Origin of the sequence: Nodularia harveyana UHCC-0300 (assembly GCF_034931085.1) — a bacterium.
GTDB lineage: Bacteria > Cyanobacteriota > Cyanobacteriia > Cyanobacteriales > Nostocaceae > Nodularia > Nodularia harveyana.
Map to the genome: position 1 here is coordinate 64595 of NZ_JAYGHG010000001.1, position 17709 is coordinate 82303.

At 38.7% G+C, this 17709-nt stretch carries 10 protein-coding genes; 2 read left to right on the top strand and 8 right to left on the bottom strand.

Annotated features, from left to right (window positions below; all coding sequences use genetic code 11):
• Nucleotides 1-9 precede the first annotated feature (9 nt).
• Nucleotides 10-2088: a sensor histidine kinase gene (locus tag VB620_RS00320; RefSeq protein ID WP_323194128.1), complete on the top strand. Its 2079-nt coding sequence runs from the start codon at nt 10-12 to the stop codon at nt 2086-2088.
• A gap of 54 nt (nt 2089-2142) precedes the next feature.
• Here VB620_RS00320 and VB620_RS00325 read toward each other — a convergent pair whose 3' ends face one another.
• The 8 genes from VB620_RS00325 to cobA form a co-directional block, all read right to left on the bottom strand.
• Nucleotides 2143-5688 carry a hybrid sensor histidine kinase/response regulator gene (locus VB620_RS00325; protein ID WP_323194129.1) on the bottom strand — a complete coding sequence of 1182 codons (3546 nt, stop codon included), beginning with the start codon at nt 5686-5688 and terminating at the stop codon, nt 2143-2145.
• 238 nt (nt 5689-5926) lie between these two features.
• Nucleotides 5927-9241 (bottom strand): GAF domain-containing protein, encoded by a 3315-nt coding sequence (locus VB620_RS00330; RefSeq protein WP_323194130.1) that lies wholly within the window; start codon nt 9239-9241, stop codon nt 5927-5929.
• Nucleotides 9242-9288: 47 nt separating this feature from the next.
• Nucleotides 9289-9762 (bottom strand): chemotaxis protein CheW, encoded by a 474-nt coding sequence (locus VB620_RS00335; RefSeq protein ID WP_323194131.1) that lies wholly within the window; start codon nt 9760-9762, stop codon nt 9289-9291.
• A gap of 59 nt (nt 9763-9821) precedes the next feature.
• Complete coding sequence (locus VB620_RS00340) at nt 9822-10184, bottom strand: response regulator transcription factor (RefSeq protein WP_323194132.1); 363 nt, start codon at nt 10182-10184, stop codon at nt 9822-9824.
• A 274-nt stretch (nt 10185-10458) separates the two neighbouring features.
• The gene (locus VB620_RS00345; protein ID WP_323194133.1) at nt 10459-11682 is read right to left on the bottom strand and encodes a response regulator; all 1224 of its coding nucleotides are present in this window, start codon (nt 11680-11682) and stop codon (nt 10459-10461) included.
• Nucleotides 11683-12502: 820 nt separating this feature from the next.
• Nucleotides 12503-13015, bottom strand: a complete 513-nt coding sequence (locus VB620_RS00350) for a universal stress protein (RefSeq protein WP_323194134.1) — start codon at nt 13013-13015, stop codon at nt 12503-12505.
• Between the two features lie 185 nt (nt 13016-13200).
• Nucleotides 13201-13791, bottom strand: coding sequence for a dephospho-CoA kinase (gene coaE, locus VB620_RS00355; RefSeq protein WP_323194135.1), 591 nt, complete (start codon nt 13789-13791; stop codon nt 13201-13203).
• A complete protein-coding gene (gene cobA / locus VB620_RS00360; RefSeq protein WP_323194136.1) occupies nt 13784-15367 on the bottom strand; it encodes a uroporphyrinogen-III C-methyltransferase in 1584 nt (527 codons plus the stop codon). The genes coaE and cobA overlap by 8 nt, the downstream gene beginning before the upstream one ends.
• Before the next feature lie 603 nt (nt 15368-15970).
• Between cobA and VB620_RS00365 the strand changes: the two genes are divergently transcribed.
• The gene (locus tag VB620_RS00365; RefSeq protein WP_323194137.1) at nt 15971-17689 is read left to right on the top strand and encodes a diflavin flavoprotein; all 1719 of its coding nucleotides are present in this window, start codon (nt 15971-15973) and stop codon (nt 17687-17689) included.
• Nucleotides 17690-17709: the final 20 nt, after the last annotated feature.

The following is a 17709-nucleotide window of genomic DNA, read 5'->3' on the forward strand; positions in this document are numbered from 1 at the left end:
AGTGGATATTTGAACAATACCAAAATAGTCAATAAATTAATATTATGGTTTTTAATAATTGCCTTGTTACCTCTGACAACGATTACTTGCTTAAATTATTATATCGCCAGTAGTTCGCAGAAAAAAGAGGTTGAAAATAACCTGATTGCTACAGCAAATAGCAAAGTAAAATGGTTGGAAAACTATATTAATCAACGCAAAAATAATGCCAAAGCTATTACACAAATTCCTCATATAATTGATGCTGCTGAAAAATATCAACAGGTATTTGAAAAATTTGGACTTAATTCACCAGAATCTAAAAAATTAGATAGAGAGTATAGAACTTTTATTACCAATTATTTAGAAATATTTGGTTATTCCGATATTATTTTCATATCTCAGCCTGGAGATGCTATTTTTTCAGTCAAACTTGGTCAAGAACTTGGGGAAAATTTTCATACAGGAGATTACAAAAATTCAGAACTTGCTAAAGTTTTTGAGAGAGCCAAAACATTAATGCAAGTTGAAATATCTAATTTTGGTTATCATTTAAATACTAAAGAACCCGTTGCTTTTATTGCCGCTCCCATCTTTAAGAATAACATAATTATTGGTGTATTAGTATTAAAACTGAATAATCAAGAGTTTAATAAAGTTGTTAATAATTACATTGGCTTGGGTAAAACTGGTGAAACTATTGTAGTTTCAAAAATTGATCAAACCATAGTTTTTAACTCACCCACACGCCATGATAGTAATGCTGCTTTTAACAGAACCATTAATATTAAACAGCAGAAATCACACCCACTTAATCAGGCCTCTCAGGGGATTAAAGGCTTTGGTATTACCACTGATTATCGAGGTCAAGAAACTATCGCGGCTTGGAGGTATTTACCTTCCTTAAATAGCGGTCTGCTAGTCAAAATCGATACAGCAGAAGCTTTTGCCACTTTAAAAACATTACAAAAGATTACTATTATTTTAATTATAATTACATTTGTTTTTGTCATACTTGCCGCGATTTTAGTTGCTAAAACAATTTCTAAACCAGTTATAGAACTTACTCAAGTCGTCAAAGAATTGACGAAAGGAAACTTTTATCAACAAGCAAAAGTAATTAACAATGATGAAATTGGTCAATTGGCACAATCATTTAACTATATGGCCGAAAGTTTGGAGAAATCTTTTGAAACTATCAAATTGCGTGAAATAGAATTGGCTGATACTAATGAAAAATTAGCCGCGATTTTAGCAGAATTAGAATATAAAGCTCAACAATTAGCTAATCAACTAATCCAGAGCGAAAAAATGTCTAGTTTAGGTCAATTAGTGGCGGGTATAGCACACGAAATTAACAATCCAGTTAGCTTTATTTATGGTAATATTGAACCTGCCAAAGAATATATTCAAGTTTTATTAAAAATAATACAAGTTTATCAAAAATCTTATCCTGAGCCAGTTAGAGAAGTTCAAGAAATAGCAGAAGACATTGCACTAGATTTTGTAGCTAAAGACTTCCCTAAGTTACTAGCTTCCATAGAAATAGGAGCTAAAAGAATCAAAGAGATTGTCTTATCTTTACGCAATTTTTCCAGATTGGATGAAGCAGAAATCAAAGCGGTAAATATCCATGAAGGTATTGATAGTACGCTAATGATTTTAGCAAATCGTTTGAAAGCTAACTCTGAACGTCCAGAAATTTCCGTAATTAAAGTATATGGTAATTTACCATTAGTAGGTTGTTATGTGGGACAACTTAATCAGGTATTTATGAATATTTTGGTAAATGGGATTGATGCTTTAGAAGAAGCTATAATCAGCCATAATTTGGCGAGAGAACCGCAAATTTCGATTCGTACTGAACTTTCTAGGGATAATCAAGTAATTATTAGTATTGCTGATAATGGTATGGGTATTCCTGAAAACTTGCAAAATAAATTATTTGACCCTTTTTTTACTACCAAGCCTATAGGGAAAGGTACAGGTTTAGGTTTATCTATTAGCTATAAAATTATCACCGAAAAACATCAAGGAAAAATACAGTGTATTTCTTCCCCTGGAAATGGCACAGAATTTTTAATTTCATTTCCTTTATATCAAGTATGAAAGACACCCAACTTCTCAGAACGGTAGGGTATCTTGTTACTCACTAGCAAATTTTCATACTTCTACAAAAGAAGTAGAATCAGACACTGCTTCACCGTTCAAATCATTGAGAGTAGAAATCAATTCATGCTCTAAATAAGGCTTAGTAAAGTAAGCATTTGCACCCAGTTCCGTAGCAAGCTGACGGTGTTTTTCGGCACTGCGGGAAGTCAACACGACAATGGGGATATTAACGTAACTGGGGTTTTGACGAAGATGACTTAACAATTCAAAACCATTCATGCGCGGCATTTCTAAATCTGAGAGAATCACCTCAATCTCTGGATGACATTGCAACTGTTCTAAAGCTTCTGCACCATTTTGTGCTTGTATAACTTGATATCCATACTTTTCTAAAGTCAGAGAAAGAGTGCGTCTCAGACTAATAGCATCATCCACCACTAAAATTACCTTTGCAGTTTTGTGATTTGGCTTGAGAGACTGAGTGAGTTGTGCTGGTGCAGAGGCACTCAATAAAGGTATGGTGGGGGTAATAGACCCTGACAACGCTGGTAGCTGTGAATGGTCAGATATTGGTAATGCTGGTACGTCTAATTTAATTGGTCTAGCCTGAAACTCTAGCAGTAGAGTCCCATCAATGACTAATATCAGATTTCCGTTGGCTAAACTACTACAACCATAAACATATTTCGGCGGTGCGATCGCACTTCCTAAAGGTCTAATCACCAATTCTTGTTCACCAATGATTTGGTCAACTTCTAAACCAACAACACCTTGATTTCGCTTGAGTAGGAGTACAGGATTTTTCATCACTCCCAGTTCATTGGTAATAGCAGCATGGTTTCTTAGACTACTACCATGAGATAAAGAACCGTGATAGTCAATCAAGTCAGACAAGCGATGCAAGTTGACCATATTGTCATCATCATCAGTATTCCAATGTAAAACTCGTTTACCTTCAAACTCCTTGACTTGCTGAGTAGAAGGAATCAATATTTTAGCAATACTATCCAACAGTAGGGCATAAACAACCCCTCCCGCCTGGACTAACATTAAGGTATCAGTAGTCATAGAAAAAGGTATTTTGAGGATAAAAGTTGTACCTTGATGAGGCGAAGATTGCACTGAAATAGAACCATTGAGTGCTTCTAACTGAGAACGCACAATATCCAAACCCATACCGCGTCCAGAAACCTCATTCACCTGGTCAGCAGTAGATAATCCCGGAAAAAACATCAAATCTAACAACGATGGTTCCGAGTGAGAAGAATAGCCTCTAGGATCATCATCACCTATAAAACCAAGGTCAACAGCCTTCTGGCGAATACGCTCAAAATTTAATCCCTTACCATCATCTCGGACTTCAATCACCGTTTGACTACCCTGATGATAGGCGCAAATTTCGATAGTTCCTTGTTCTGGTTTACCACCTGCTTGGCGAACTTCAGGAGATTCAATACCGTGATCAAAAGCATTACGCACTAAGTGCAGCAATGGTTCATAAAGCTTTTCAGCAATTGCCTTATCAACCAGCACATCTGTACCAGTTAGCCGCAATTCTACCAGCTTATGATAGACAGTCGCCAATTGTTTCACCATTTGAGGTAAGCGATTAAACACAGTCCCCAGAGGTGATAACCGCGCTTCTACTAAATTATCGACAATACTAAAAGCTAAATTCTGTTTTTGGTCACTAATTTGACTAGCATCTTTCAGAAGTAATTCCAAAGATTCAGTAGTTTCTTGTAATTGCATAGTTTCTTCCATCGCTTCATGCAAAGACAGATGAAAGTCGGAATATATATCCATTTCTAGAGAGTCAAATTTCACAGAGGCAAAATTCTGTGTAGAGGCGGATGTAAAATTTTGCATCTGTAAAGGTAAATCCCTCAACTGATGTAAAGTCTCTTGATGTCTGCTAAATTGCTGCAATAATTGCTGCAACATTTCCCCAATCTTTTCATCATGAAGTGTCCGGCGTTTTTGAAAAATTAGTAATTCCCCTGCGAGATAATTCAGCCGTTGTAGTCTATCAACATCTACACGAATGAATGTCGGTTTGCGATAATTTTTAGTTTCTGGAGGTTCAAATTTATCTGGTATTTCCGCTTGAGTTTGTATAGGTGCATCAGCAATAGGTGTAATGTCTGTTTCGACAATATCTGTAACCACCTCTTCACTGACAGCTAATGATTTATCCACTTCCTCATTAGTAATCTTTGCATCAGCTTCTCCTCCCCATATTTCTTCTACTAAATCATTATTTATATGTGAGTCAGTAGGAGAAATTTCTTGAAAGACTAGTAACTGTCGTAATTTAAAACTGTCGAGCCAATTTTTTTCTTGACTATTAACAGGAGGATAGTTTTTATATTCTTGGGCTAATTCCCGAATTTGAGTTTGTAAACTGTGCGTTAACAGGTGATAGCTGTCAGATTTATCAGATATATATTGAAATTTAGTAACTGCTAGCAGAATGATTAAAATTACACCGTGGCGATAAAGACAAAGGCTATAGCTATCTTCTTCATCTTCGACAAAATTCAAAAATTCATTTAACCAATTAGTAATGTAATCTATTTGGTTTTCTGCCTCTGATTTGGGAATCAGCAAAGATAACTCTAGTTGTTCTTTAGGTATTTGCTGCTGATGATTGAACCAGCCAAAAATATGGTATATGACTTTTAAATATAACTTGGCTGTTGTGGGTTTAATTTGCTCATTTTTAGTATTGCTAGATGCTGTTAAAAAATCATAAAATTCCTCACAGTTGTTGAGAAAGTTTTCAGTAGATGGGAATAACTGATCTTGAATGACAGTTGTGAGTTTTTGCCATTCTGGGGAAGGTGCGCCGCCACAAGTGCGATCGCCTGCTAGCACATCTTTTTGAGCCTGTTGTAAATCGATAAGAGCTAGTAACGCAATATGAGATACTTCCTGGGGATTAGCTTCTAGGGCTGTGATAATTGTTTGAGAAATTTCTTCCAAACCAGGTAAGTTCAATGATTCTGCCAACCCCAAAAATACCTCAGCTTGAGAAGTTAAAAACTCGATAAATTCTGGGTCATCAGGAGGATTCTTAATAGTTTCAGCTAAACTTTCTAAACGCTGATTGACACCGGATTCAAAGATAGATTTAACAATATCAAAACCCAATTCTTCAGAAGTAGGAATATGCGTTTCATCCCCATAAGCATCACCGAGTTTTTCTTGTAATTTCGCAAAAACTAATGCGGATCTTTGCAGCAGTTCTTCATTATCAATAGGACTATTTGTTAGTTGTCTATTCAGGGCTAGACTGAGGCATTCATAAGCTTGCATCAACAGTGTTTCCAGTTCAGTATCAAGTACCACATCTGGACTGTAAAAAGCTTTAAACACATCTTCTAAAGAATGAGAAATCATCTTAATGACTTCTAGCCCTACGTTGGCAGCACCACCTTTGAGGGTATGACTAGCCCGCATTAATTTATGAACTTTGGCAATACTAAAATCTTCTGATAAGGTAAATAGTTCTTGTTGAATAGTATGTAATAAATCTGGTGCTTCTTCCAGAAAATACATATAGCCTTGTTCACGAATTTCGGCATCTGTAATCATAATAGTTTAGGGATTAGGGATTGGGGATTGGGGAGTGGGGAGTGGGGAGTGGGGAGTGGGGAGTGGTATTGGGAGTGGGAGTTTGGGATTGGGAAATGTTATGCTTCCCTATTCCTTGTTAGCTCATAGCAAGCTTCAGCCAAATTCATGCTTTCTTGCCAAACTTTCAAATCTTGATAAGAGCGAATTCCATAACTTGTCATTACCTACTCCCTATTCCCTACTCCCTACTCCCTACTTATTTGACTTTAAATTTACTAGCAGTTGCTAATAAATCTTGCGCCATTCCTGATAAATCTTGCAAGACAGTAGCAATTTCTTGAGATTCTGTAAAAGTCTTATGAGCAATTTCTGCCACATCTTGCATGGATGCTGTGACTGTGACAGATTGACCCATTTGTTTTTGGGTGGCGGCGGTAATCCGCTCAATTAGTTGGCTGATTTCGGCAGTTGCGGAGACAATGGCGTTTAAATTTTGCCGAGTTTCACCGACAAAGTTTGTTCCTTCTACTACCTGCTGAATCCCTGTTTCCATCGCTACTGCTACTTCTCCGGTTTCTGCTTGAATTTCCTCGACTAATTTTTCAATTTCAATGGTTGCGGCGGCTGATTGGCGAGAGAGGGAACGAACTTCATCGGCTACAACTGCGAAGCCTTTACCATATTCACCAGCACGAGTGGCTTCAATAGCTGCATTCAAGGCGAGTACGTTTGTCTGGGTGGCGAAATTGCCGATTAAGTTGACTACTTTGGAGATTTTTTGGGAAGACTCACTGAGACGTTTAATTTTTTTACTGGTTTGGGCGACGGTTTCCCGAATCCCTTGGATGGCTTGCACTGTCTGGTTCATGGCTGCATCACCAGATTCTACAGTTTGGTTAGCTTTGTGCAAGGCTAACTGCACCAAATCAGCGTTAGTTACCACTGCTTGGGTAGACTCTACCATCTGTTGGATATCGTTGAGGGCTGTGGTAATTTCTTCGGATTGTTGTTTGGCGAGATTTGTGAGTTTCGCTAGGGAATTATCACTAGTAATGGAAGTTTGGGCTACTTGTTGAGAAGTGCTTTGGACTTGAATAACAATTTGTCGCAATGCTTGCAATGTATTGTTATAGGCATCGGCAATTGTCCCTAGTTCGTCTTCGGTAATGGGGGCGCGGACTGTTAAGTCTCCATCCAGGGCTGGTCTCAGGGCTGTCAAGAGTTGAATAGAGCGTTGTTGCAGTAGTTCTTTGGCGGCTTTTTCTCTTCCGGCGGCTTCTGCTAGTTTTGATGATTGGGCTTGTAGTTTTTGCAGATATTCTGTTTGTTGTAATGCTAACCCTAGCTGGTCGCCAATGCGTGCTAATAAGGTGGCTTGGGTTTCTTCCCAATCACGAGTTCCGGAATTTTGATAAGCGGCGAATAAGCCCCAGAGTTTGTCCCCAGAGAAGATGGGAACTATGATATAAGCTTTAATTTCAAATTGCTCTAAGATCTCAATGTGGCAAGAAGAATGATCTGCTTTATAGATATCGTTGATTACTAGGCTTTCACCTTTGGCGTATCTTCCTCCCTGGGTTTCTTGGAGGTTGGTGTCATCCCAAACGGTTTTGATATCAACACCTACTAGTTTCACCCAATTTTGAGCTACTGATTCGGCGATAAATTCACCACCCCAATCTTCATTGAAACGGTAAACGGCGACGCGATCGCATCTTAGTAATTGCCTGACTTCTTGAGTGGCTGTTTTGAAAATTTCATCTACATCTAAGCTTTGGCGAATGCGGTTTACTATCTTAGTAACAGCTTTTTCTTGTTCGGCGATTTGAGCTAATTTCTCTGATTTTACCTGCACTTCTGCCAGATAATCTATTTGTGATTTGGCGAGGCTAAATTGTAGGGCAATTTGGGTTAAAAAGTTAACTTCCCAGGGTTGCCATTCACGAGTTCCGGAGTTTTGATAAGCTCCCAATAAGCCCCATAATTTATCATCAAAGAAGATGGGAACAATAATATAAGCTTTGGCTTCAAACTGCTCTAATATTTCAATGTGACAAGGTGCAAGACCGATTGTATAAGTGTCATTAACCACAAAGTTTTCACCTTTGCTATAACGACCGCCTTTGGTTTCTTGTAGGTAGGTGTCATCTAAGACGGTTTTGATATCAGGCCCTACTAGTTTGACCCAATTGTTACCCACTGATTCGGCGATAAATTTACCACCCCAATCTTCACTGAAACGATAAACGGCGACGCGATCGCACCGTAATGATTGGCGCACTTCTTGGGTGGTGGTTTTGAAGAAACTTTCGACATCTAAAGCTTGGCGAATCCGGTTAATTGTCTTGGTCAGCGCTTTTTCTTGGGCGGCGATTTGGACTAATTGCTCAGATTTGATTTGTACTTGTTGGAGATATTCACCTTGGGTAATGGCTACACCCAGTTGCAACCCTACCTGAGTTAAAAAGCTGACTTGCGACGATTGCCATTCACGAGGGCCGGAATTTTGATAAGCTCCTAACAAACCCCACAATTGTTCCCCGGCAAAAATCGGCACAATTATATATGCCTTCATGTCAAACTGCTCTAAAATATCAATGTGACATTGAGCATGACCCATTTGATAGATGTCATTGACTGCAAAGCTTTCACCCTTGGCATAACGTCCGCCTTTGGTTTCTTGTAGGTGTGAATCTTCCCAGACCATTTTAAAATCTGGTGTCACCATTTTTATCCAATTCTCACCCACTGATTCAGAGATAAATTTACCACTCCAGTCAGGTTCAAAACGGTAAACACCGACGCGATCGCACCGTAATAATTGACGAATTTCCTGAGTTGTGGTGCTAAAAATCTGATCCAAGTTTGATATCCGCAGAATCTTACCAATAACTTTAGCTACGGATTTTTTAGCTAAGGCTTGCTGTTCTAATTCTTTTTGGTATTCAAAGCTTTGCAAACGGTAGGTTAGTTCTGCGCTAATTTGAGCTAGCAGAGTAGTTTCGGTTTCTTGCCATTGGCGGTCTATAGCACAATTATTAATTGCTAATAAACCCCAGACTTTACCTTGAATTAAAATCGGGACAGTTAAACTAGATTTAATTTGAAATTTTTCTAACAGTTGCTTTTGATAAGGTGTCAACTGTACCTGATTAATATCGTTAATAGCGACAGGGTCTAAATAATCTGCACTAGTATACAAACCAAAGAGAATACCAGGAAGATTTTCATTAATAGTCGGTGTCCAACCTCTGGTTCTAGACTCTGATAAAACTGTGCCAGATTCCAGATTTGTAAACTGATAAACCAAGGCGCGATCGCAACTAATTTTAGACCTCAGTTGTGTTACAGTCACTTGTAGCAGCGTTTCCATATCTAAGGATTGACGCATTCTATTTGTAATATCTTGAAACTGTCGCCGCCAATTTTTAAACTCTTGGGAAATTGCATTCAGTTCAAACATGGCATCATTAGTAATATCCGCTATATTACTACCACCATTTTGATTCTCTAACTCTTCTACAGGAATTGTTGACTCGTCTTCGTAGCTATTTTGGTAGGAAATAGTCATTTCAAGCACCTCAAAAATTATTATTACTAGTCCGTAGGCAAATAGAATTAATTATTCATAGCCCACATAGGAGATTGAATAATTGCTGTCGCATCCAAACTTAAGATCATCTCCTCAGCACTATTAATAAAGTACCCCTTTAAAAAGGGTGACATAGCTGGATAGAATAATTCCGCAGATATAGGTTTAATTTCATTGGTATCTAGCCATTCAATATCCATCAAAGACCGCACCAATAAACCTAAATATTTACCTTCCCTTTCTAAAACAATCGCCATCAGATGAAGGAGGGAATTTGTGCCTTGTAAAATCGGTGGATAACCAAGCATTTCCTCTAAATCTACTAACCACAGCATCTCACCACGCCAGTTATAGATACCCAAAACACAATTTGGCATTTGGGGAACATTACAGATATCTGCCAATGAGACTTGAAAAACCTCTGTGATTTTTTCTAAAGAAATGACTGCTGTATCCTTTGTACCCAGATTCAAACTTAAAAATTTTTGTTTGTTTTCCAAAGTTATTAGTCCTTTGATATAGATGATCAGCTTCAGTCAATCTTTCAAATAGAACAGTTTCACTTCAGTAATTTTTTCAGAGTAACAACTAATTCCTCTTGATTTATAGGTTTAGCAAGATAAGCTTCAGCACCTAGCATATTTCCCCACATTTTATCGACATCAGTATTTTTAGTTGAGCAAAAAACTATAGGTATTTTGCTAGTGTTGGGGTTATTTTTCAATTCTCGGCAAATTTCAAATCCGCTTTTACCGGGTAAAATCACATCCAGAAATATTACATCTGGCTTATTACTATCTATTTTGCCCTGAACTTCTTCACTACTAGTAGCACTAACTACATTGTAACCAGCTTGCTGTAAGTAACGACTGATCATTTCTCGATCAGTCAAACCATCTTCAACGACTAAAACAGTATTCATGACAATTACCTTTAAATTGGTTCTCGACTGGGAAAAGACCACAAGTATTCGTTTAACTTAGACAAATACCCAGTGGGAACTTAACTCAATCTTCATTGATCATCTCGCTATTTGGATCAGGGAAAGTACTATGTTTGATAAAATTTACATTGCATAAAACGCTTCTAATTTGAATATTTCCGTTATCATCAGAGATTATTTCTCAAGAACTTAGCCCAAATCATCAACGAATTTTCACAAGGTAATTTTTATCAAATATCATCAATACCAGACTTTAATGAGAAACCTTTAAATAAGATAGATTTTGATTGGTTTGTGGTTTGGTTTGCGGTAGTTTTGTCACCTTGACCGGCAAATATTTACGCACTACGTTCATCACCTTATCTGAGGCTACAGGCTTAGTCATGAAATCTGTAGCCCCGACAACTTTAGCTCGGACTCGATCTAAAAGACCATCATTACCTGTTAAAATAATCACAGGTGTATCGGCAAAGGCTGAAATTCGGCGCAACTGAGCACAGATTTCATAACCATTAGCGATGGGCATAACTAAATCTAAAAAAATTAAGTCTGGCTTATTTTGAATCAGAGTTGGTAAAGCTTGGATAGCATCTTCAATTTTTATAAATCTCAGTCCATGTGAGGTCATAATTTCCTCTAGGATCTTACAAACCTGGGGACTATCATCTATACAAGCTACTAATGGTGCAGTTGATTTTTGTGCTTGCTGAGAAGTAGGGTTGCTTTTAACTTTTGCAATTGATAAGGGCAAATCAGGTAATTCCACCAGTTCAATAATACCTTTGAGAATATAAGGCAGCAGTGAACGGGTAACAGGAACAATACCCTGCTTCATTTTGGCTGCTAAATCTCGTAGGGTATATTTACCGTTAATTAAACTAACAAAGTTTTTGTAGACAGCTTCACTGACATTCTGGCGGAGTTGTTCTGGTTTCCGCAGCACTGGTGCTAAGTCTGGAGAAAAACTAGCCAAACCAGCTTCCGACCAAACTTTCCAGGTTGCTTCCATTTGTTTCATGGAGACGTTTGCACTGGTGAAACTCATTGGTGTTTCTAAAACAACGTCTTGGTGGCGAGAACAACTTGCAGAAATAAAGTTTGTTTGTTGAGCTAAATCAAACAATAATTCTGCTATGGTGTTTTCTACAAAAGCATGAATCTGTTCGCGGTTAATTTTTTTTCTTTTGTACAAAATTTCCAGGATGCGATAATCCCAGTAATTCAGTTCTATGTCTTCTCGGCGTAAATTTAACTTATCGATATCAATTTGAGGACAATATTGCGCCATATTTCGCCGCCAGCGCCGAAAAGGGTGAGTTCCACCTGTTCCCCAAACTATTCTTCCTAGACGATAATAAAAAGTCCATTGGTTTCCTTTATGACTTTTTATATTTAAATAACCATTGTATTGCAGTTCTGTACAATTCTTAAATTCATCAAGTATATTATTTGATATCATTACTTCGTTATCGGTCATAGTTTTTTCCTTTAATTTGAATTAAGTATTGAAATATTCAGAATAGCTATACAGCAGTTATTAAGTAATCAAGATGCTATTTAAGTAAGATGGGCAAGATAAGCAAAAGTATGAAGACAATATAAGTCTACTGGGGGCATGATATGCTTTTGTCTTGCTCTATGTCTAATTTTTTAAGTGTGATTAAGATTTTGTGAGCCTTTATTTTATTTTAATCATTTATGTTCAATAATATATCCGTATAAATTCTGATCTTATTTTCTTGAAATATGAATCTATAGGTATTTATTTCAGGACTGATTTATAGATGTAAAAAGTTATAAAAACTTGTAAAAGTACGATTATTTTTACAATCCTTAATGACTTAGTGATTACAGGACTTAGGCAACAATTGCCAAAAATATTGATTTATCCTTCGCGTAGCGCATACCGCCAAGAGCGCCAAGAAAATGTAGATTATGCGTAAGTCCTATGATTAATAATTCTCATTAATGTACATAGTAGATATCCGGATGTTAATTAAAATAGCCAATTAAACGTAAAAAAAGGTGCAATAGCAATAAAGACCAGTACCACTAAAACATTTTCCTACTGTCTACTCTCTATTTGCGTAAGCCATGAATAATCAAGGTGTAGACATAGCAAGTTAATAAAGTTTGTTACTAATACAGATTCTAATTAAAGTTATAAGTTCCAGGCTGAGGATGGTGGTAAATTTCATCAAAATTTACATATAACTATCAAGTTTAGTAACAGATAAAAGAATCCCAGTGTAAGATCCCAGGATTCGGCAATTTTGAATAGTCACAAAGAGAAGCAGCTAGTTTTCAGCAGAAATTTCTGTGTTTTTAGGAATATTTCCTTGTACTATCAACATTGAGCAAGGAGCATGGTGCAAAACATAATTGCTGACACTACCAAGGAAAAATTCACTTAAGCCGGTACGACCACGACGACCAGCGAGAATTAAATCAGCCGGCCAATTACTCGCTACTTCACAAATTAGCCTCCCAGCATCACCAAGATTTTGGGTAAACTCAGTTTTGACACCAGCATTAATTGCTGTTTCTGTCAAGGATTGTAACCAATCTCTGCGCTCTTTTTTGAGTTTTTCCCAGTCTTCCATATAACTACCCATAGGTGTGGCTGCTACAGATGGATACATGATATCTGGTTGTGTAAATACTGGGCTGATATAGGGGTCTTCCAATGGAGACAATACGTGTAATATCATCATTTGAGCATCAGCAGCTTTTGCTAAAAATACACCTTGTTCAAAGACAGACTCACCTATTTCTGATTTGTCTATGGCTACTAAAATTTTCTGATACATATTTAATATTCCTGAGAGGATGTTTGTAAAGTCTAGATTTATACCTATTGTTAGTGATGAGACATCGCGGAACTACTTAGCTTAAATCCACGCAGGTGAGTTTTAAACTTTAATTTTATGTTAGTCTACATTCGCGTAACGTTCCCAAGGAATAGGTAGACTTGGGGTACATAGGCATTATCAATCTACATATTCATTGTAAAAGCATCATCTACCTGTTTGAGTAGAGATTCTGGGGTAGAGGAGTTATCTAAAACTACAGTGGCGCGGGCGGCTTTTGTTTCGAGAGATAACTGGCTATGAATGCGTGCTTGGGCTTGTTCTGGTGTTAAATGATTGCGTTGGATTAATCTTTGCAGTTGTTGTGATTCCGAACAGCGTACTACCCAAATTTCTGTGCCTAAATCGGTCATTTGGGCTTCAAATAGCAGAGGGATAACTAAAATTAATGTGGGTGCGGATGATGTGGCGATCGCCTCCCGAAACCGATACAATACGTCAGGATGAATCAAAGCTTCTAGCCAGTGGCGTTCATCGGGATGAGCAAAGATAATTGTCCCTAGTTTTTCCCGATTCAGACTACCATCTGCAAGTAGAATATCCTCACCATAACGCTGCGCGATAGTATTGAGAATGGGCGAACCTATAGCTACAGCATCCCTAGCATAGATATCTGCATCCAAAATGGGGAGATGATAAGCACTAGCCAAATAATTGGCGACGGTGGTTTTACCTGTAGCAATTCCCCCAGTTAAGCCGATAAGACGTTTATCCATGACTAACCCATTTAATCAAGGCTTGAGTTAAGCCATCTAAAGTATATTCCTCAGCTTCTACATTCACGCGCCCCAATAAATCTACGCAACTTTTTGAGGTTTGGGGACCAATAGAAGCAATACAAATATTCTCTAAAATATCTATATCTGAGTTGGAGGAAAATACTTGTTGTGTTAGCTGACAGAAAAACTTGACAGTTTTAGAACTAGCAAAAGTAATAATATCCACAGTGCGATTTTGCAGAGCTAATTTGGCTGATGCTGATATAGTATGGGGACAACGAGATTGATATGCAGCTACTTCTACAACCACAGCACCTTGAGTAGTTAATTCCTGCACTAAAACATCCCGTCCACCACTTTCTACTCTGGGAAATAACAGCTTTTTACCTTGTAGTGGTTCGGGGAAATGAGCTACTAGAGAATCAGCGACAAAATTCGGGGGAATAAAATCGGCTTTAATACCGTGTTGCTGGAGACTTTTGGCGGTTTTTTCTCCAACAACTGCAATTTTTATCTCTGCTAAAGCGCGGACATCTTGACCTTGGGCGATTAATCTGGAAAAAAAGTAATCTACCCCATTGCTAGAAGTGAGAATTAGCCAGTGAAAATCAGTTAAATTAGCGATCGCTTGATCCAAAGCTAGCCAACTAGAAGGGGGAACAATTTCCAACGTCGGCATAGAAATTACATTAGCACCCAATGCGGTGAGGCGATCGCCAAATTGACTTGATTGTGTAGCAGCGCGTGTCACCAGGATAGTTTTACCTGCGAGGGGAAGATAGCCAGATTTAGAGAAGTCGCTGAACATGGTTTGATATTGAGAAACTGAATCCTGTGAAGATATTGTCTCAGGTTTTAAGTAATTACATAGTCTCACCACTTCCCCAATTACGATTACCACTGGAGAGAGAGAAACGCCTCTAGTTTGTGCCAAAATATTATTTAATTGACCGATCCAAATTTGTTGCTCAGGAGTACCAGCCCAACGGATAATGGCAATAGCAGTAGTTGGCGATCGCCCATGCCTGAGTAATTGCTGTATAATCTCTGCAAGATTCCGCCCACCCATCAAAATCACTAAAGTTTCCAACCGAGATAAAGCATCCCAATTTAAAAGAGATGGTTCATGGGCTGTAAACACAGCAAAACAACGACTGAGAACAGGATCAGTCAAAGGAATCCCAGCCATTAAAGGAGCCACCAGAGCCGAAGAGATACCTGGAACCACCTCAAAATCACAACTATATGCTTGCAGAGCTTGAATTTCTTCAGTACAGCGCCCAAAAATAAATGGATCACCGGACTTTAATCGTACCACTTGTTTTCCTAGCAAACAGTAATACACAAGTAACTGATTAATGTCCCCTTGTGGCGTACTAGGTTGACCACCACGCTTACCCACATCTAGACGCAGACACTCAGGAGATATGCACTGTAACAATTGGTCATCTACTAAAGCATCGTAGATTAATACCTGAGCCTTGGTCAAGAGATTGTAAGCCTTCACCGTCAGATATGCCACATTTCCAGGGCCAGCACCGACTAGATAAACTTTGCCCTTTTGTTCAGTCATGATTACAACTATGTCACTACGGCAGAGAAGGTGGTCACTGAGCTTGTATAAATGCTTAGTACACATGGATATTTTACTACAAAACCTCTGCGTTAAACCTGTAAATCCAGACTTTGCACCCCTCAGCGTAACTCTGCGTTAAAAATAGCTATTCTATGGTTTTCATTACGAAATTATTGTCAAATAAACTAGATATGTATAATGTTATTGAGGATTAAAAATTCTACCTCAAAATATTATATCAACCGCCAAAGAGATGGGAACAAAAATAGATAAGTAAACCCTGACAATTAATAACAGGACTTACGCAAAATATCTCTCAAACCCTTATTTCTCTGTGTACTCTGCGTCTCTGTGGTTCGTTATTCCATCACTTGTGCGTAAATCCTAAATAATTTTAAAACCTATTACCTATTCCCTACTCCCTATTCCCTACTATAAATTATCAGATATATTTTGAGTTACAAAGAATACTAAAAAACCGCAATAATTAATACAAGATTGATTTAAAGAAATAGCATCTTCATTACAACTTCAAATATCAAACTGAGAGAAAATGAGTGCAGAAAAAGAATACTAAAAATTTGCGCTCGGAGACGAATAATGGTAGCGGTCGCAGAAAACTTACAGCACCGATTAAGTATACAGACTGTAGAAATTGCCCCTAATACGACCGCGATTCGCTCTCTTGATTGGGATCGAGATCGCTTTGATATTGAATTTGGACTGCAAAACGGTACAACATACAATTCATATCTAATTAGGGGCGAGCAGACAATTTTGATTGATACTTCCCACCAGAAGTTTCGTCAACTATATTTAGATACACTCAAAGGACTTGTTAACCCCAAAACCATTGATTACATAATCGTTAGCCACACAGAACCAGACCATAGCGGCTTAGTAGAAGACGTATTACAATTAGCACCCAGAGCCACGGTTTTAGCCTCAAAAATTGCCCTTCAGTTTTTAGAAGGTTTAGTACACGAGCCATTTTCCAAACGGATTGTGAAAAGTGGCGATCGCATTAACATTGGCAAAGGACACGAAATGGAATTTGTGAGTGCGCCCAACCTGCACTGGCCAGATACCATCTTCAGCTTCGACCGCAAAACCAAAACCCTATTCACCTGTGATGCTTTTGGGATGCACTTCTGTGACGATCGCACCTTTGACGAAGACTTAGAAGCGATTGAAGCCGACTTTAGATTTTACTATGACTGTCTCATGGGTCCCAACGCTCGTTCACTACTGAGCGCCATGAAGAGAATGGGGGAACTGGGCAAAATTAACATGATTGCCAACGGTCATGGTCCAATACTTTACCATCACTTAGACATATTAACCGAGTGCTACCAAAGTTGGAGCCAAAGACAAACCAAAACCGAAACCACCGTTGGTTTATTTTATGTTTCCGAATACGGATATAGCGATCAACTCGGTTTAGCGATCGCCGAAGGTATCCAAAAAACCGGAGTCGGAGTAGAAGTCCTTGATATCAGCACAGCCGAACCCCAGGAAATCCAAGAACTAGCCGGGAGAGCCAGTGGACTGATCATCGGAATGCCCCCATCTGATGCTCTTCCAGCCCAAGCGGGAATCAGTTCCTTACTATCCGTAGCCAAAAACAAGCAACTAGTAGGCTTATTTGAATGTTACGGCGGTGACGACGAACCCATTGATACCCTGCGGCGGAAATTTATCGACTTGGGTGTAAAAGAAGCCTTCCCCGCCATTCGGATTAAAGAAGCTCCCACAGGTAACACATTCCAAATGTGTCAAGAAGCCGGGATCGACTTGGGACAATTGCTCATGCGGGAACGCAACATCAAGCAGATCAAATCCCTTGATGTCAACATGGAAAAAGCCTTGGGGCGGATTAGCAACGGACTATATATAGTCACCACCCAAAAAGCTCATGTCAAAAGTGCCATGTTAGCCTCCTGGGTCGCCCAAGCCAGCTTACAACCATTAGGATTTACCATTGCTGTCGCCAAAGACCGCGCCATTGATTCCTTAATGCAAATTGGCGATCGCTTCGTTCTCAACGTCCTCGAAGAAGGAAATTATCAAGAACTGAAAAAGCAATTTCTCAAGCGCCTCCTCCCCGGTGCTGACAGATTTGCTGGAGTCAAAACCCAAACCGCCAAAAACGGTTCTCCCATTCTCAGCGATGCTCTAGCATACATGGAATGTGAAGTCCAAAAAAGCATGGAATGCAGCGATCACTGGTTACTATACTGCACCGTTCAAGAAGGTCGCGTTTCCAAAGCCGATGCAGTGACAGCAGTTCGCCATCGCAAAGTAGGTAACTACTACTAATAAATTCAGTGAACAGTGAT